Genomic DNA, 16,723 nt, shown 5'->3' with positions numbered 1-16,723 from the left:
TTCTTCCGACTTCCGCTGTTCCCGCCACAGATGGAAGATATACGCGATAAGGCCCGGGCTTTCAATCCGCGTTTGTACTCCAATGAAGGCTTGTACTCCAATGAAGGCGAGCAGGAGGAGTAGCCTTATATAATGAAAAACGGAAAGGACATTTATGTCCTTTCCGTTTTTTGGGGGTCATAATGGCGTGCTTAGTATATCATTTTAAGGATTAGCACCACCAGGAGGCAACATATTAAAATGGAGAAAAATACTATTACGCTTTCACGCTCTTTAGGCGTTAATCTATACTCATTCGGAGGAGCAAATTTTTTATGTCTGCTCAACAGCTTTTTTAAGCCACATAAGAATGTCATCATTTGCACTCCTTCTAAGAGCCAGTAACTGAATATAGAGTTTTTGTTGTTACGTGTCTATTTTAAATCCTTGTAGGCCCAAATACAATAGAACTTTAGTATTATTTTGTCGTATTTTGTAGGAAAATTTGCCCATGCAAAATAGGCCATAAATAGCAGGTAAATACACCAATACTCATTTTTTCCTTGTATTATTCATAGAAATATATTACAATAACACTAGTAAAGCAGTTCTACTAACATGGTAATTAAGTCCTAAATTAAAGCTGTAGGGCGTCTCTTATTGGGAAGGAGTATCAACTATGGTTGCTTCATCGGTCAGTTCTACAAAGACGGAAATAACCTTGAGATTATCTGAATTTGAAATGCCCCCGATGCAAGATGCGCTTATAATAGGTCGCAAGGCGCCTCTTGGTTTTGAGGCCGCCAAGAGGATGGTGGATATTATATCTCCTAACAAATACGAGGTTATAAAGGTGCAACACCCTACTATAGAAGCGCTGGTCATTCGAAAAGCCCTTATGCGAATGGTGCCCCGGGATCGCCTTATTTCCATTATATTAGAAGAAGGAGGGAAGGTGGCTAACGAAACAACCATTTTTAAGGTTCAGCTTAGTATTGTGTTGTGTGTTAGCAAAACCGTTGAGCTATGATTACGACGGTGTCCTCCATAATGGAAAAAGACCTTATTACAATTGAATCGATGGACAGCGTTGATAATGCCCGGCAAATAATGGCTCGGAAGAGGATTGGATGTTTGCCGGTGATGGAGAATGGGCGTTTGGTGGGCATCATAACCACGTGGGATATTATCTCCTCCAATCCTAACCGGTTGGTGGCTGATGTTATGACTGCGCCGCCAATTTATGTCGAGCCTACGGCTTCATTATGGGAAGCAAAGGAAAAAATGGATAAATATTGTATAGAAAGGTTGCTGGTAGTGGAGAAAGGGCAGCTTATAGGCTTGATTACCAAGACAAAGCTCTATTTTGAAATTGCCAAGCATTTTGATATGCTTACTCAGCTAAACAAGAAGGATTATATAATCTATGAAGGGGTTAAGCTCCTTAAAAGCGGCAAGGAAGTGTCGCTGATATTTATAGATATTGATGGCTTTGGCATCATCGATAAAGAATATGGCCATATATTTGGGGATCTGATACTTAAAGAAGTAAGCGATTTGCTTAAAGCTAAAGTACCCGCCGATTGTTTTTTATGCCGATACGGCGGTGACGAGTTTGTCGTTTTAACTCCTTATAAAAGAGATAAATGCATGGAATTGGCCAAGGAGCTTTTGGATGCCATATCGCAGCATGACTACAGCATCAAAGTAAATATTACGGCTTCTGCCGGCATTTCAGGAGGCAGACGGGAAAAAAGCCGCTTTTCTGTGGATTATGTAGACGATATAGAAAACCTTATCAATCTTGCCAGCCTAGCATCTACGCGCGCTAAAAGGAACAAGGTGTCCTTGGTGGTTGCCGATGGTTTCATACCTAGCAAAAAGTGAAATCTTGAATGCTTAAAATTTTTGCAAAGTGCGTTAAAAAAACCCCTCAAAAAGTATATTGCATTTATTCAACAATATGATATAATTGGACTAGTGATTTCGGAAAGGGACCAGGATATGCGGCGGAAGAGGGGGTAGTGTTAAGTTTCATATACCGTTTGTGTTTATACTGATGGGCATATCCGTCAGTTTTTTCTATTTATAGAAGTAAAATCTTTTACAATTTCTAGGATTTGCTGATTTTAACAATGGTGATGTATGAGCTGAAGGGAGGCGATAGGGGTCTGTGAATCTGCCGAAAGGCATAGATATTTTCTGCTGAGCATTTTAAGAAGGTCTTATTTTTGAGGTTAATATATACCAAAAATTTACAATATTGTTTGATTTACGGAGGTAGATTATGGATAAGCTGTTTGCTGATATGAATACACACCAGATAATCATGTATATACTTAAACATATGGGGATGCTAGCTATAGGCGGTCTATTAATCTATTTGGCAATCAAGAAGGAATACGAGCCTATGTTGCTGTTGCCCATAGGCTTTAGTACCATACTGGTCAACCTGCCGCTTTCAGCGGTGCTGGAATATGAAGGCATGCCGGGGGTGCTCAGGATATTGTTTGATGCCGGCATTGCGACCGAGCTTTTCCCGGTTTTGATCTTTATTGCCGTTGGGGCCATGATCGATTTTACCCCTCTTCTTGCCAATCCCAAGATGCTGTTCTTTGGCGCTGCAGCTCAGTTCGGGATATTTGCCACGACGGTCATTGCGCTGCTGCTTGGAGCTGACGATTTGAAGGTTGCTTCGGCCATAGGGATTATAGGAGCTGCCGATGGTCCCACTGCCATATTTGTTGCTAGCAAGTTTGCGCAGAAATATTTAGGGCCTATAACGGTGGCCGCATATTCTTACATGTCTCTTGTTCCCCTCGTTCAACCGCCCGTTATCAAGCTTTTGACCACAAAAGAGGAACGCATGATCAGGATGGAATATAAGGATGTATACGTACCAAAGTCCGTCAAGATTTTGTTCCCCATATTTGTCACGGTTATTGCGGGCATCATAGCGCCTATAAGCGTGCCTCTGGTGGGCCTCTTGATGTTCGGTAACCTGATTAGGGAATCGGGAGTGATGGAGAGGCTTTCAAAGGCGGCTCAAAACGAGCTTGCAAATATCGTAACCATATTGCTTGGAATCACCATTGGTTCCACCATGGTGGCCGAAGACTTTTGGCAACCCACCACCCTTATCATCATTTTAGGTGGACTGGTGGCTTTCATATTCGATACTGCGGGCGGAGTGTTGTTTGCAAAATTCTTAAACCTCTTCCTTAAGAAGAAGGTTAACCCCATGGTAGGAGCTGCTGGCATATCGGCGTTCCCCATGTCCGCAAGGGTTATTCAAAAGATGGCGCAGAAGGAAGACCCTTCGAATTTTATACTCATGCATGCGGTGAGTGCTAACGTGGCTGGCCAGCTGGGCTCCATAATCGCAGGGGGCATGATATTAGCGCTGGTACCGCTTTTGGCGGGTTAAGCTGGGAGGAGTGAAGGTATGTTTGAAAACATTGCACACGCATCTGAGCTTACCAAATCCCTCTTTCTCATGGTAGTAGGGTTAGCGGGCGTTTATGGTACTTTAGCCCTTTTCTACCTGATGGTGAAGATATTGATGAATGCTTTTAAAAACCACGATGCTTAAAGAGACAAATTTGCTGCAAGGCTTGCGTTTGTAAATGTGCGGTTTGCTTAAGGGGTTGAAGCAGCCGCGTTTTGCAAGCGGAAGTCCCGTGCGGCTTAAACTTTTGAAAATTTAAAGAAGAGAGGAGAATGGAAGGTGTTTTGGGTTTACGCAGCTATCGTAGTGTCAATTGCATCCTTTTGTCTTGCAGGATACCTGTACCAATGGGTAAAACGACAACCCGGCGGCAGTAAAGAGGCAGAAGAGATTGCGCAGCTTATAAGGAATGGAGCCAGTGCTTTCCTTCGTCGGGAGTATAAGGTACTGGCTGTATTTGCATCGGTGGTGGCGGTCTTGATTCTGCTATTCCTGCCCCATCCCATATGGAAGAGCAACTTCTGGACCAATTTTAGAATGGCTCTCGCTTTCCTATTTGGTGCTTCGCTTTCGGCGGCAGCAGGTAGGATTGGGATGGACATCGCTACCATTGCCAATCTAAAATCGGCTGTGGCTTCCAAGAAAGGCATAGCTCCTGCTTTTGGAGTAGCCTTCAAAGGCGGTGCAGTTATGGGCATGGCCGTGGTGGGCTGCAGCTTGTTTGGAGCATCTGTCCTGTATCTGCTCACCAAAGATGCCAATACGGTATTGAGTTTCAGCTTTGGTGCAAGTACGTTGGCCCTCTTTGCTAAGGCGGGTGGCGGAATCTACACCAAAACCGCTGACGTGAGTGCTGACCTGGTAGGTAAAGTTGAGCTGGGAATCCCTGAGGATGACCCGAGAAATCCAGCGGTAATAGCAGATAACGTAGGAGACAACGTCGGCGACGTAGCCGGTATGGGTGCTGACCTGTTTGACTCCAACATAGCTTCCATCGCGGCTGCTATGGTTGTAGGTTTGTCGCTCGGTCAGGAGCACTTAGTGTTCTGCTATTCTACTTTAGGTTTGTTGGCCTCTATATTGGGCGTGCTGTTTATAAGCATGGGCAAGCACAAAGATCCGGGTAGGGCTTTGAATACGGGAACTTATATCACCACCGTGTTGTTTGCGGTATTGACGCTTGTGGTTTCATTGGTATTCAAGTATGATTTGCGCATCTGGGGAGCTACAATGGTAGGGCTTATAGTTGCCGTTATCATCGGTATTACCTCCGACTACTTCACGGGGGACAACAAGAAGCCCGTTGAGAAGGTGGCTAAGGCATCCACCATAGGGCCGGCTTTCACCATCCTCAGCGGTTTTTCCTATGGGCTGGTGAGCTGCTTCCCGGCGCTGTTGGGTATTGGCTTTTCGGCTCTAGTATCCTACAAGCTGTGCGAACCCCTGGGAGCAACCTATGCCATGTTTGGTATAAGCATGGCCGCAATAGGCATGTTATCCATTGTAGGAATGATCATCTCAAACGACGCCTTTGGACCGATTGTAGACAATGCCCGCGGCTTGGTTGAGATGGCCAATATGGGAGAGGATGCTCTAGTCGTCAGCGACGAGTTGGATGCTGCTGGCAATACCGCCAAGGCCATAACAAAAGGGTTTGCCATCGGTGCGGCAGGGCTTACCGTTATAGCATTGCTTGGAGCTTATAGGGAGACGGTAATGAGCATAGTGCCAGATATGAATGTAAGCTTTAATATAATGGATCCCCTCGTATTCTTTGGTATAATGGTAGGTCTGGCGGTACCAGCCGTATTTGCCGCCATGTTGATGCTTGGTGTCGATCGAAATGCTGAGCGCATGGTGGCTGAAATCCATCGCCAGTTTGAAACCATACCCGGCCTTAAAGAGGGCAAAAAGGGCGTAAGACCCGAGTATGAAAGGTGCATTGATATAGCCACTATCGGTGCCATAAAAGAGCTGATTCCTGCAGGTTTGATGGCTATCGTGGTAACCCTGGTAGTAGGCTTTGTCGGGGGAGTCAATGCCATCGGTGGGTATCTAACCGGAAACATAGTGTCGGGCCTGTTCCTAGCACTGTTGATGGCCAATGCCGGCGGCCTATGGGATAACTCCAAGAAATACATCGAGACAGGGGTTTACGGCGGTAAAGGTTCGGATGCCCACAAAGCTGCCGTTATCGGCGATACTGTTGGTGACCCATTTAAGGACACCGCAGGGCCATCGCTCAACACGCAGATAACCGTGGTTTCCCTGATATCCTCCTTGGCCGCTAACCTGTTTATAACGCTATCTCTGTTCCGATAAGACAGAAGGTGACTTGAGCCAGTAGTTTGGCCAAAATGCAGCGAAATCCCGCTCATATCAATGATGGGCGGGATTTTTTGTACCTAATTGATCGGTGCGCCATGAGCAATGCGCTATGTGCTTAATGTGATAAAATGAGTTGGTAAAGAGCTCATGGATGCTCCTACTGCAAAAGATGTGGTATGGCTTTTACCTCTGTGGAGCAGGGCATAGTGTGCTGCAGTGGTCATTGCCGGATGTACCAACAGAGGGGATAGGTTTTGCGATGTGGATCGTTATACTCCGCGGATAAAGCATGACCTCACCAACGGAGCTATTTCTGATATCGTTTCGGTGAAAACATGAGGGGGATGGGGGGTGCGGTAAAGCCGTAAATCCTCCATCCCCTTCTGTTTTTGCGGCATTCTGAACTGCTGTAGCACGTATCGCTTAGCATCCCTTATTACGCCGACGATCTGCAGTATATCATTTTTATTCAGATCGGGCACGAAGGTGGTACGGAATTCGTAGTCGCACCCCGAATTCATTATGATTTCTATGCTTTCCTTGATGGCGGTGATGTCCACCTCGGTTCCGCAGATTTCGCTGTATTTGTCAAACGGAGCCTTTATGTCCATGGCGACATAATCCACCAAATCCTTTTCTATCAGCTTTTTAAGTATAAGAGGATTGGTGCCGTTGGTATCCAGCTTTACCAGATATCCTAAACTTTTTATCTCTATGATGAATTCCTCAAGATCAGGCTGAAGGGTGGGTTCACCGCCGCTTATTACCGCGCCGTCAAGAAAGGAACGGCGGATTTTTAGAAATCCTATTACCTCATTTGTGTCATATGCCTCATCGATGCAATTTGGGTCGATGATGTGGCGGTTGTGACAGAAGTAGCAGTTCATGTTGCAGCCGGCGGTGAACAACACTGCAGCGATGTTGCCCGGATAATCCACCAATGAGTTTTTCTGCATACCAGCTATTCTCATAATGCCTCTTCCCTTATCCTGAATTTCTTGCGATCGTAATACTCACGCTTTTTGCCCGGGTTGTAGTTCTGCACCGGCCTTAAATAGCCCGTCACCCTTGACCATACCTCTGTCTCAGCTCCACACTGAGGGCATTTAAAATGTTCTCCTTTTATATACCCATGCCGGTTGCATATGCTGAAAGTAGGGGTTATGGATATATAGGGTATTTTGGATTGGGTAAAGATCTTTTGGATGAGCTTTTTGGCTACAGCGGTATCCTCTATTTGTTCGCCCAGGTAAAGGTGCAGCACTGTTCCCCCGGTATACAGCGATTGCAGCTCGTCCTGCAGGGCCACCACCTCAAAGATGTCATCGGTATAGCCCACTGGTAGCTGGGTGGAGTTGGTGTAGTAGGGCGTCATATGGTCTCCTGCGGTTATGATGTCGGGATATCTGCTCTTGTCCAGCCTGGCCAAGCGGTAGGCAGTAGCTTCAGCTGGCGTAGCTTCCAGGTTATAGAAATGTCCGGTTTCCTTTTGCAGCTCTACGAGCAGGTCACGCAGGTAATGCATTATCTCTATGGCAAAGGCCTGACCTTCCGAAGTGGTGATGTCCTTGCCCATGAAATTGAGCAGTGCCTCGTTCATGCCTACAATGCCGATGGTGCTGAAATGGTTGTACCAGTATTGCCCTGTGCGCTGTTTTATATGTCGGAGGTAATGGGCAGAGTAGGGGTAAAGGCCGTTTTCAGACTGCTGTTCGATGACCTTTCTCTTGATTTCAAGGGCGGTTTTGGCAATCTGAACCTGCTTCCACAGCCTGGCCTTGAATTCGCGTTGGGATGAGGACAGATACCCTATTCTGGGAAGATTGATGGTTACTACCCCAATGGAACCGGTCATGGGGTTGCTGCCGAAAAGGCCACCGCCGCGCTTCCTGAGTTCGGTTACATCCAGCCTCAAACGGCAGCACATGGATACCGCATCTTCGGGGGACAGATCGGAATTTATGTAATTAGCAAAGTAGGGTATGCCATACTTGCAGGTGATCTTCATGAAGTCTTCAACCACCGGGCTGTCCCAATCAAAATCGGGGGTTATATTTATAGTAGGGATAGGAAAGGTAAATACCCTGCCCTTTGCGTCGCCTTCCAGCATAACGTCGCAGAAGGCGCGATTGAACATATCCATTTCTTCCTGAAATTCGCCGTAGGTTTCGTTCATCATTTGGCCGCCTATTATGACGGGCTGATCCCGCAGTGTGGAAGGAACTTTTATGTCGAAGGTCAAATTGGAAAAGGGACACTGAAAACCAACTCGCGTGGGTACGTTGATGTTGAATATGAACTCCTGGATGCACTGCCGTACCTGGCTGTAAGTCATCTTGTCGTAGCGGATGAAAGGAGCGCAATAGGTGTCGATGCTGGACCAGGCTTGAGCTCCCGCGGTCTCACCTTGGGTGGTAAAGGTGGAGTTTACGATCTGTCCCAAAAATGAGCGAAGATGTTTGGCGGGCTTGCTTTCAACCTTGCCCGGTACTCCACCGAATCCCTCTAGCAGTAGTTGACGGAGGTCCCACCCGGCGCAGTATGGCCCGAAAAAGCCCAGATCGTGGATATGGCAATCGCCGCTTTCGTGTGCTTCCCTAACTTCTTGAGGGTAGATTTGGTGCAACCAGTAGTTTTTGGTAAACACCTCACGCACGTAGTTGTTAAGCCCATTTACGCTTTTATGGGTGTTTGCGTTTTCTTTTATCTGCCAATCCTTATCGCCAAGATAATTTGAAAACATCTCTATGGTAGCGCCGATCAAAGCATCTAGATTTCTGGCGTTTTTCCTTTTTTCACGGTATAATATGTAGGCTTTTGCTGTTTGGGCGTGACCGTTTTCAATGAGTACCTTTTCCACGATATCCTGTATTTCCTCCACGCCGGGGATCTTGTGGCCCAGCTTGAGATTAGCCATGTCAACTACCTGGCGGCACAGCTCTTGGGCACGGTTAAAGTCGTCGCCTCCACACGCCATGGCCGCTTTGAATATTGCCCAGGTAATCTTTTCTGGCTGAAATTTTTCAATTCTTCCATCTCGTTTCCGAATTTGCGTTATCATGATACCCGATCTCCTTTCAACACATAAATGAATTTTTGATAGGCGCTAAACCCATCAGCCAATTTTTCTGCGATGGATACTATTGAATGGCTTTGGCTGGAAACTCTTTTGTTTGCGCTTTCTGAGCCTTCTTTGCGACCGTTTAGAAGTTTTAACAAAATACTATATATTGGTGTTTTAATTTTAACATATACAACCAGTTGTGTATATAGCCGCTGAAGGTGGTTTAAAGGTATTTTGTGGTTGTAGCTGTGTATAGCTTGGGTAAATTTGCTTTTTTTAAAGATAGCTTGAATTTTCATTGGTCCCTATCCATAATTATCATTGGCTTATTCCATTTATGGGCCAGGGTAAATTTGTCAAACTGGAAAGGCGAGATGCCTAGATCGGGAAAGCATTTCTGGGTGGGGTGGGATAAGCCGTTGATATGTTGCATGCCGTTTGACGGACAACATGGACAGCATAGGCCAGCTGTTAAGAGATAGGGCATATTAAAGCTATTAAAAAAGCCACCTCTTCACAGTTTGATAAACTTATGTTATTATAGGAAAGAAAAATAAGCCTCAGTTCAGGAGGTTACATGTTATGGCTGGACATTCGAAATGGGCAAACATTAAGCATAAAAAGGAAAAGACCGATGCTCAAAAGGGCAAGCTGTTTACCAAGCTTGGCAGGGAAATCTCCGTGGCCGTCAGGGAGGGAGGAAGCAATCCTGAAACAAACCCGAGGCTGAGGGATGCCATTGCCAAAGCCAAAGCGGCCAACATGCCTAATGAGAATATCATGAGGCTCATTAAAAAGGCTGCCGGCGAATTGGAGCCGGTAAACTACGAGGAGGTCATTTATGAAGGTTATGGTCCCAGTGGCGTGGCCATAATCGTTGAGGCCTTGACGGACAACAGGAACAGGACGGCCAGCGACATCCGCCACCTGTTTGAGCGCCACGGAGGGAACCTTGGAGCTGCTGGATGTGTGGCCTGGATGTTTGACCGAAAGGGGCTGCTGGTCATAGAGAAGAGCGACAACGTAGACGAAGAGAAGCTCATGCTGGAAGCTTTGGAGGCCGGTGCCGAGGATATATCCGGAGAAGGGGACGTGTTTGAAATCATCACAGCTCCAGAGGAATTCTCCAATGTAAGGGAGCAACTGGAAAAGGCTGGCTATTCATTTGTGACCGCTGAGATAGCTATGATTCCACAGAACTACGTTGAGGTGGACGAGGAAGCTAGCAGGAAGATTATGAATCTCATCGAAAAGCTGGAAGATCATGATGACGTGCAAAACGTATTTACCAACCTGAAAATGTAATGATGGATGGTCATATGTGTAATTGCTATGTTCTTAATGTCTTAATGAAAAGCCATGGAGCTGATAAAGCTCAGCGGCTTTGAGCAGCGTTGCCACCATGGCCCCAATTCTACATGGCCCATGTATAACGTATGCAAAAAATGGGAACACTATAATCCAAATCCATATTTTGGAGGGATTATAGTGTATATGGGACGGAAAAGCGGTTTTGTGGGCATGGTGGCATTGATGATACTAGGGATGGTAATGGGGTATTCTTATACCCTTCTGACGGAGATGTTTCAGGATGAAGAGCGCATTGGCAACGATAAGGTACAGATAAACAAGGCAGGTAGCCTCTCAGATTCTTTTGAACCTTTAGCAGCCGTCGAACTGCCTCACATTACCTCCCGGGAGACTACCTTTATCTTTGAGAGGGTATATAATGCTTGTGGACATAGTTCCATAACTTATAGGTACGCGACAGCACAAGAAGCTGGGCTTTCACAAGAACAGGTTGAGGAGATGTATTCTTCGTGGGATATTAAGGAGTTCTCTCCATCAATTGTGTGGCTGTGCGAGAAGGTCGATGGTTACTGCACCAATCATTATATCATAGGGGAGAAGGATGGTAGCGTGGCCCTATACCGTCCTCGTGAAGATGGCCAGGACGTCTATCTTATATACCAAACCGACATCGACATTGCGTTTTTGGGTGCTGACGTTCAAGAGCGCATAAGGGAAGGATGGGTGGTGGATTCTCTAGAGCAGTTGGAATTGCTGATGGAGAGCTGGGACAGCTGAGGCTTGTGTCGTATAGCGAGAATAGCCTGCTGCTATTGATAATATTCTTGTAAGCGATTGGTATATTGCAAATTCCATTCTTAGCTGCTAGCTTTCAGCTCCGTCAATTGCTGTGGTGCAAGTTGTGTTCATTTTTGTTGCTTAAGTATATACTTCAGTATATACTTCGACGTCAGGTAGGCTTTTTGTTTTATCGAGAAGCAAAACCACATTAATTTGTAAAGAGGGGTAGCCATATGGGGGATGTTATAGATGAAAAGAATGATGGCGCAATAATCACGGAAACAGGCGGGATGAGCGATAAAGCAAAGTCGGAGGATGTAAAGGACATTATCCAGAAGATAAAAAATGCTAAAACTGTAGTGGTAAAGGTGGGAACATCCACCATTACCCATCACAACGGCACCATAAATCTATTGATAGTGGAAAAGCTGGTCCGTGCTTTGTCTGACCTGAAAAACGAGAATAAAAATGTGGTGCTGGTCACCTCTGGTGCCATAGGGGTAGGGTGTTCCAGAATGGGGTTTACAAAGAAGCCCGAGTCGCTTCCCGAGAAGCAGGCTTTGGCTGCGATAGGCCAGGTCAATTTGATGCACGTGTATTCCAGGCTATTTAGCGAGTACGGCCAGATAGCTTCCCAGATCCTGCTTACCAAGGATGTAATAGAGGACGAGAAAAGGAAGCTCAATGCCATCAATACCTTTAATACCCTGTTCAGGTATGGAAGCATTCCTATAGTCAACGAAAACGATACGGTGGCTACTGAGGAAATCGAGTTCGGAGACAACGATACGCTGTCGGCAGTGGTGGCGGTGCTGGTGAAGGCAGATCTATTGATACTGCTTTCGGATATAGACGGATTGTATGACAAAAATCCAAAGCATCATCCCGATGCAAAGCTTATTCCCGTTGTTTACGGCGTAACCCGCCAGATCGAGGAGAACTGCCAGGGTACCGACAACAGCTTCGGCACCGGTGGGATGGTAACAAAACTGGCTGCTGCTAAGATATGCAATAGCCATGGCATACCCATGGTCATCGCCAACGGCGACAACCCCTATAACATTTGCAGGATCCTAAATGGAGAGCCTGTGGGGACCATCTTTGTCCCCAACGGAGAGGAGGATAAAGATGAGCGAGGTGCTGGAGAAAGCCAAAAAGGCGAGGGCGGCTGCTATACAGCTGGCCAAGCTATCGTCCAGCGTTAAAGACAGGGCACTGGAGATGATGGCTCAGGCCCTTGAGGATCAAAGCGATTTTATCATCCAGGCCAACAAATCCGATGTGGAAGCAGCCATACAAAACGGCAAACCCAAGGCTTTCATTGATCGCCTGACCCTCAACCAAAAGCGCATAAAGGATATGGCCGATGGAATCAGGGTCGTGAAATCGCTTCCTGATCCGGTGGGGGAGACGGTAGCCATGTGGCGGCGGCCAAACGGCTTGGTCATTGGACAGCGCAGGGTGCCGTTAGGCGTTATAGGAATCATATATGAGTCCAGGCCCAACGTGACGGCAGACGCAGCCGGATTGTGCCTTAAGGCCGGCAATGCGGTGATACTGCGCGGAGGTTCAGAGGCCATCCAATCCAACAAGGCCATCGTAAGAGTCTTGGCTCAGGCGGCTTATGAAGCTGGCATTCCAGAGGGGGCAATTCAGCTCATCGAGAATACCGATCGGGACAGCGCGCGGCAGCTCATGCGTTTAAACGGATTGGTAGATGTGCTCATACCCAGAGGCGGTGCCGGGCTTATAAAAGCGGTGGTGGAGGAAGCTACAGTGCCCGTCATCCAAACGGGAGTGGGCAACTGCCACGTATATGTGGACGGCGAGTGCGATCAGGATATGGCGGTGAAGATCGTGGTAAATGCTAAAACGCAAAGGCCAGGAGTTTGCAACGCAGCCGAAACGCTGCTTGTGGATAAGAGTATCGCCAATGAGTTTTTGCCCAAGGTGGTCAAAGCCTTGCGGGAGAAGGGCGTTGAGATTCGCGGATGTGAAGAGACCCTAAAAATTGTTTCCGATGCTGTACCTGCTACTCCAGAGGACTGGGATACCGAATATCTGGACTATATACTGGCTGTTAAGGTGGTGAATGGAATCGACGAGGCCATATGCCATATACAGCAGCACGGTACAGGCCACTCGGAGGCCATCGTCACCTCCAATTATTTTAAGGCTCAAAAATTTTTGGATGAGGTGGATGCTGCTGCTGTTTATGTCAATGCGTCAACGCGCTTTACCGATGGATTCGAGTTTGGCTTTGGGGCCGAAATAGGTATAAGCACACAAAAGCTACATGCCCGGGGCCCCATGGGGCTTAAAGAGCTTACCACCGTTAAGTATGTAATATACGGCAACGGACAGATAAGGGAATAATAAATGAAAAAAGGGCGCTTGTTTGCGCCCCTTTATTTTTGTCCTTCAAGCCATTGGCGAGCTTCTTCAATGGCCTGTGAAACAGCGGCAGGTGCGGGACCACCCGGAATATTTCTGCGGTTTACGCAGTTTTTGAGCGATATGGCATCATAGATATGGCTGTCAAACTTATCGGAAAACTGCTGGTATTCTTCCAACGTCAGTTCCTCCAGCACTTTGCCGTTTTGTATGCAGTAAAGCACTATCCTTCCTACTATATGATGGGCATCGCGGAACGGAACACCCTTGTTTACCAGATAGTCAGCCGCATCGGTGGCGTTGATGAACCCCCTTGCAGCTTGTTTAAGCATGTTCTCAGGGTACACCTTTAAGGTCTTGAGCATGTCGGTAAACACCGAAAGGCAACTTTTGACGGTGTCTACGGCATCGAAGAGGGGTTCTTTGTCTTCCTGCATGTCCTTGTTGTAGGCCAGCGGAAGTCCCTTCATGGTGGTAAGCAATGCCATCAAATCGCCGTATACCCTGCCGGTCTTTCCGCGTATCAGCTCCGCCACGTCGGGATTTTTCTTTTGGGGCATTATGCTGCTTCCGGTGCTGTAGGAGTCATCCATCTCGATAAACTTGAATTCATCAGTGGACCACAGTATGAGCTCTTCGCAAAATCGGCTCAAGTGCATCATTATTATGGATGCACAGCTTAAAAATTCCAGCACGAAATCCCTGTCGGCCACGGCATCCATGCTGTTGCGGGATATTGCAGAAAAGCCTAGCTGTTGCGCTACGTAATCCCTGTCCAGCGGATAGGTGGTCCCGGCTAGGGCTCCCGAACCCAGAGGCATGACATCCGTTCTTTTCAATGCGTCTTTTAGCCGTTCTACATCACGCCGGAACATCTCAAAGTATGCCATCAAGTGGTGCCCCAGGGTAACCGGTTGAGCTTTTTGTAGGTGGGTATAGCCCGGCATGATGGTCTCCTTATGCCTATTCGCCAAGTTGAGTAGCTGCTCTTCAAGCGCCAGGAGAAGCTTTATTATCTCGTCAATGGCTTCTTTGGTATACATCCTGATGTCCAGCGCTACCTGGTCGTTGCGGCTCCTGGCCGTGTGCAGCTTTTTGCCAACGTCCCCTATCCTGTCTATGAGTAGCGATTCTATGTTCATGTGTATGTCTTCGCTGGCGACGCTGAAGGTAACCCTGCCTTCTTCGATGTCCTTCAGTATCTGTTTCAGCCCATCGCAAATGGCTTTTGCTTCCTCAGGGAGTATGATTCCCTGCTTGCCTAGCATTGTGGCGTGGGCTATGCTGCCCAGTATATCCTGCTTGTACAGGCGGTGGTCAAAGTGGATGGAGGAGTGAAATTCGTCTACCTCCTTGCTGGTCTCTTTCTCAAAGCGTCCACCCCATGGTTTCATAAATCAAGCTCCTTCCTCTTCTCCCTTAAAAGGGCCTGCACCTTGAGGGGAAGACCGAACAAGTTGATAAAGCCTTCTGCGTCTTTCTGGTTGTATACGCTGTCCTCTCCAAAGGTGGCCAGCTCTTTGTCATACAGGGAGTATGGCGATTCAACTCCTGCAGGTATGCAGTTTCCTTTATACAGCTTGAGCCGCACGCACCCGGTTACATTTTCCTGGGTGCTGTCCACAAAAGCCGATAGCGCTTTTCTGAGAGGCGTATACCACTTACCGTCGTATACCAGCTCTGCAAACTTGATGGCCACATGCTGTTTGTAATGCAGTGTATCCCGGTCCAAAGTAATGCTCTCGAGTATTTGGTGGGCGGTATAGAGTATTGTCCCGCCGGGGGTCTCATACACCCCTCTGGATTTTATGCCTACCAGGCGATTTTCCACTATGTCTATTATTCCGATTCCGTGCCTTGCCCCTATTTCGTTCAACCTCTGTATAAGCTCCACCCCGTCGTAGCAGTTTCCGTTGAGCTGTACTGGGATGCCCTTTTCAAATTCTATCTCTACATATTCGGGCTGATCGGGAGCCTTATGGGGAGGGGTGCATATGAGATAGACGTGATCCCCTGGTTCGTTCCGCGGGTCTTCCAGGTCGCCACCCTCATGGCTGAGGTGCCACAGATTCCGGTCCATGCTGTAAGGATGCTCTTTGGTGACCGGTACTGGGATGTTTCTTGCAAGGGCGTAATCTATCGCATCTTCCCTCGATTTTATATCCCACATTCGCCAGGGTGCTATAATCTTAAGGCGTGGATTTAGTGCTTTAACGGTCAATTCAAATCTCACCTGGTCGTTGCCCTTGCCGGTGGCCCCATGGGCTACCGCCACAGCGCCCTCCTTTTCAGCTATCTCTACCAGGCGCTTGGCGATGAGCGGCCGTGCAAAAGATGTGCCCAGCAGGTACTTGCCTTCATATATTGCCCCTGCTTTCAAGGTGGGGAATATGAAGTCTTCCACGAATTCCTTTTTTAGGTCCTCTATATAGACCTTACTGGCGCCGCTCTTGATGGCCTTTTCCTTTAAGGGTTCCAGCTCTTCACCCTGTCCTACATCCCCTACCATGGCTATTACTTCGTAATCAAAATTCTCTTTGAGCCACGGAATTATTATGGATGTATCCAGCCCTCCTGAGTAGGCCAGTACTACTTTTTGCTTTTCAGCCATGTGATTCAACCTCCGTTTGTCTGTTTTCAATAATTATACACCAATTCGAATATTTATACAACTACTATCATACAACAACTCGTTGATGTATATTTTCAGAGCCATTTGAATTTTTATTTTTTAATTTATAGTTTATACAACGAGAGTTTGCCAACCGGTCGGTTGTGGTTGACACAGCGCTCAAAAAGTCATAATATTACTATAGCGCCTTTGATAAAGCGGGGCAATGGTACGCTATAAATACATTTTGGAGTGGGTTTATGCTGGTACTGGGAATAGATCCGGGGATGGCCATCTTGGGCTACGGGCTGGTCAAGGAGGATGGACATTCCTTGAAGGTCATAGATTATGGAGTTATCAACACGCCCTCCGATATGGACACGCCCCATCGGCTGGTAGCCATTTTTGATGCGGTATGTCAGCTCATAGATCGCTATGCCCCTCAAGCTGTAGCCGTGGAGGAGCTGTTTTTCAACAAAAACGTCAAGACAGCCCTTGCCATAGGCCATGCAAGAGGGGTAGCCGTATTGGCCGCTGCCCTTAAGGGGCTTGAGGTGTATGAGTATACTCCGCTGCAGGTCAAACAGGCGGTGGCCGGCTACGGCAGGGCCACCAAGCAGCAGGTACAGCAGATGGTGCGCATACTGCTCAACCTGCCATCTATACCCAGGCCGGATGATGCCGCTGATGCCCTGGCTGTATCCATATGCCATATTCACTCGGTGGGCCTCAACGACAGGATGAAAAGGGCTGGCTTTTGGACGGAGGAATCGAATTAAGTTTTGTGAAATGCATGCCTTTAAGATGA

Annotated in this window: 15 protein-coding genes; 10 read left to right on the top strand and 5 right to left on the bottom strand. The window is 47.3% G+C overall.

Annotated features, from left to right (window positions below; all coding sequences use genetic code 11):
- Positions 1–658 precede the first annotated feature (658 nt).
- The 5 genes from FWJ59_RS02940 to FWJ59_RS02920 all read left to right on the top strand — a co-directional run bounded on the left by FWJ59_RS02940 (position 659) and on the right by FWJ59_RS02920 (position 5,749).
- Positions 659–1,009 (top strand): hypothetical protein, encoded by a 351-nt coding sequence (locus tag FWJ59_RS02940; protein WP_414480498.1) that lies wholly within the window; start codon positions 659–661, stop codon positions 1,007–1,009.
- Positions 1,006–1,866, top strand: coding sequence for a CBS domain-containing protein (locus FWJ59_RS02935; protein WP_414480497.1), 861 nt, complete (start codon positions 1,006–1,008; stop codon positions 1,864–1,866). Before FWJ59_RS02940 ends, FWJ59_RS02935 begins: the two co-directional genes overlap by 4 nt.
- A 400-nt stretch (positions 1,867–2,266) precedes the next feature.
- Entirely contained in the window at positions 2,267–3,406 is a 1,140-nt protein-coding gene (locus FWJ59_RS02930) for a sodium ion-translocating decarboxylase subunit beta (protein WP_414480496.1), read from the top strand.
- 18 nt (positions 3,407–3,424) lie between these two features.
- The gene (locus FWJ59_RS02925) at positions 3,425–3,571 is read left to right on the top strand and encodes an OadG-related small transporter subunit (RefSeq protein ID WP_414480495.1); all 147 of its coding nucleotides are present in this window, start codon (positions 3,425–3,427) and stop codon (positions 3,569–3,571) included.
- A gap of 135 nt (positions 3,572–3,706) precedes the next feature.
- Positions 3,707–5,749, top strand: a complete 2,043-nt coding sequence (locus tag FWJ59_RS02920) for a sodium-translocating pyrophosphatase (protein WP_414480494.1) — start codon at positions 3,707–3,709, stop codon at positions 5,747–5,749.
- 275 nt (positions 5,750–6,024) lie between these two features.
- On the opposite strand, the gene FWJ59_RS02915 is transcribed toward FWJ59_RS02920, so the two are convergent.
- Genes FWJ59_RS02915 through FWJ59_RS02905 form a run of 3 tightly spaced genes read right to left on the bottom strand, consistent with a single transcriptional unit; the run spans position 6,025 to position 9,118 of the window.
- The gene (locus tag FWJ59_RS02915) at positions 6,025–6,726 is read right to left on the bottom strand and encodes an anaerobic ribonucleoside-triphosphate reductase activating protein (RefSeq protein ID WP_414480493.1); all 702 of its coding nucleotides are present in this window, start codon (positions 6,724–6,726) and stop codon (positions 6,025–6,027) included.
- A complete protein-coding gene (locus FWJ59_RS02910; protein WP_414480492.1) occupies positions 6,723–8,816 on the bottom strand; it encodes a ribonucleoside triphosphate reductase in 2,094 nt (697 codons plus the stop codon). Before FWJ59_RS02910 ends, FWJ59_RS02915 begins: the two co-directional genes overlap by 4 nt.
- Complete coding sequence (locus FWJ59_RS02905; protein WP_414480491.1) at positions 8,813–9,118, bottom strand: hypothetical protein; 306 nt, start codon at positions 9,116–9,118, stop codon at positions 8,813–8,815. Before FWJ59_RS02905 ends, FWJ59_RS02910 begins: the two co-directional genes overlap by 4 nt.
- 283 nt (positions 9,119–9,401) lie before the next feature.
- Between FWJ59_RS02905 and FWJ59_RS02900 the strand changes: the two genes are divergently transcribed.
- The 4 genes from FWJ59_RS02900 (at position 9,402) to FWJ59_RS02885 (ending at position 13,286) form a co-directional block, all read left to right on the top strand.
- On the top strand, positions 9,402–10,124 hold the full coding sequence (locus tag FWJ59_RS02900) for a YebC/PmpR family DNA-binding transcriptional regulator (protein ID WP_414480490.1): 723 nt from the start codon (positions 9,402–9,404) through the stop codon (positions 10,122–10,124).
- 183 nt (positions 10,125–10,307) lie between these two features.
- On the top strand, positions 10,308–10,907 hold the full coding sequence (locus tag FWJ59_RS02895; protein ID WP_414480489.1) for a hypothetical protein: 600 nt from the start codon (positions 10,308–10,310) through the stop codon (positions 10,905–10,907).
- A gap of 293 nt (positions 10,908–11,200) precedes the next feature.
- Positions 11,201–12,115, top strand: a complete 915-nt coding sequence (proB, locus tag FWJ59_RS02890) for a glutamate 5-kinase (protein ID WP_414480499.1) — start codon at positions 11,201–11,203, stop codon at positions 12,113–12,115.
- The gene (locus tag FWJ59_RS02885; RefSeq protein WP_414480488.1) at positions 12,039–13,286 is read left to right on the top strand and encodes a glutamate-5-semialdehyde dehydrogenase; all 1,248 of its coding nucleotides are present in this window, start codon (positions 12,039–12,041) and stop codon (positions 13,284–13,286) included. The genes proB and FWJ59_RS02885 overlap by 77 nt, the downstream gene beginning before the upstream one ends.
- Positions 13,287–13,318: 32 nt before the next feature.
- On the opposite strand, the gene argH is transcribed toward FWJ59_RS02885, so the two are convergent.
- Positions 13,319–14,698 (bottom strand): argininosuccinate lyase, encoded by a 1,380-nt coding sequence (gene argH, locus FWJ59_RS02880; RefSeq protein ID WP_414480487.1) that lies wholly within the window; start codon positions 14,696–14,698, stop codon positions 13,319–13,321.
- Entirely contained in the window at positions 14,695–15,915 is a 1,221-nt protein-coding gene (locus tag FWJ59_RS02875) for an argininosuccinate synthase (RefSeq protein WP_414480486.1), read from the bottom strand. The genes argH and FWJ59_RS02875 overlap by 4 nt, the downstream gene beginning before the upstream one ends.
- Positions 15,916–16,175: 260 nt before the next feature.
- On the opposite strand from FWJ59_RS02875, the gene ruvC reads away from it, so the two are divergent.
- Positions 16,176–16,694, top strand: a complete 519-nt coding sequence (gene ruvC / locus FWJ59_RS02870) for a crossover junction endodeoxyribonuclease RuvC (protein ID WP_414480485.1) — start codon at positions 16,176–16,178, stop codon at positions 16,692–16,694.
- Positions 16,695–16,723: the final 29 nt, after the last annotated feature.

It is taken from the genome of Caldicoprobacter sp. (assembly GCF_047459465.1).
In the GTDB taxonomy this organism is placed as follows: Bacteria; Bacillota; Clostridia; order Caldicoprobacterales; family Caldicoprobacteraceae; genus Caldicoprobacter.
This window is presented reverse-complemented; position numbering and strand designations above follow the sequence as displayed.

What these genes read in the sequence shown, in the direction of transcription:
- FWJ59_RS02925 (WP_414480495.1), top strand. Translation starts at nt 3,425, where the DNA reads ATGTTTGAAAACATTGCACACGCATCTGAGCTTACCAAATCCCTCTTT.
- FWJ59_RS02940 (WP_414480498.1), top strand. Translation starts at nt 659, where the DNA reads ATGGTTGCTTCATCGGTCAGTTCTACAAAGACGGAAATAACCTTGAGA.
- proB (WP_414480499.1), top strand. Translation starts at nt 11,201, where the DNA reads ATGAGCGATAAAGCAAAGTCGGAGGATGTAAAGGACATTATCCAGAAG.
- FWJ59_RS02900 (WP_414480490.1), top strand. Translation starts at nt 9,402, where the DNA reads ATGGCTGGACATTCGAAATGGGCAAACATTAAGCATAAAAAGGAAAAG.
- FWJ59_RS02915 (WP_414480493.1), bottom strand. Translation starts at nt 6,726, where the DNA reads ATGAGAATAGCTGGTATGCAGAAAAACTCATTGGTGGATTATCCGGGC.
- ruvC (WP_414480485.1), top strand. Translation starts at nt 16,176, where the DNA reads ATGCTGGTACTGGGAATAGATCCGGGGATGGCCATCTTGGGCTACGGG.
- FWJ59_RS02935 (WP_414480497.1), top strand. Translation starts at nt 1,006, where the DNA reads ATGATTACGACGGTGTCCTCCATAATGGAAAAAGACCTTATTACAATT.
- FWJ59_RS02910 (WP_414480492.1), bottom strand. Translation starts at nt 8,816, where the DNA reads ATGATAACGCAAATTCGGAAACGAGATGGAAGAATTGAAAAATTTCAG.
- FWJ59_RS02930 (WP_414480496.1), top strand. Translation starts at nt 2,267, where the DNA reads ATGGATAAGCTGTTTGCTGATATGAATACACACCAGATAATCATGTAT.
- FWJ59_RS02885 (WP_414480488.1), top strand. Translation starts at nt 12,039, where the DNA reads ATGAGCGAGGTGCTGGAGAAAGCCAAAAAGGCGAGGGCGGCTGCTATA.
- FWJ59_RS02905 (WP_414480491.1), bottom strand. Translation starts at nt 9,118, where the DNA reads ATGAAAATTCAAGCTATCTTTAAAAAAAGCAAATTTACCCAAGCTATA.
- FWJ59_RS02875 (WP_414480486.1), bottom strand. Translation starts at nt 15,915, where the DNA reads ATGGCTGAAAAGCAAAAAGTAGTACTGGCCTACTCAGGAGGGCTGGAT.
- argH (WP_414480487.1), bottom strand. Translation starts at nt 14,698, where the DNA reads ATGAAACCATGGGGTGGACGCTTTGAGAAAGAGACCAGCAAGGAGGTA.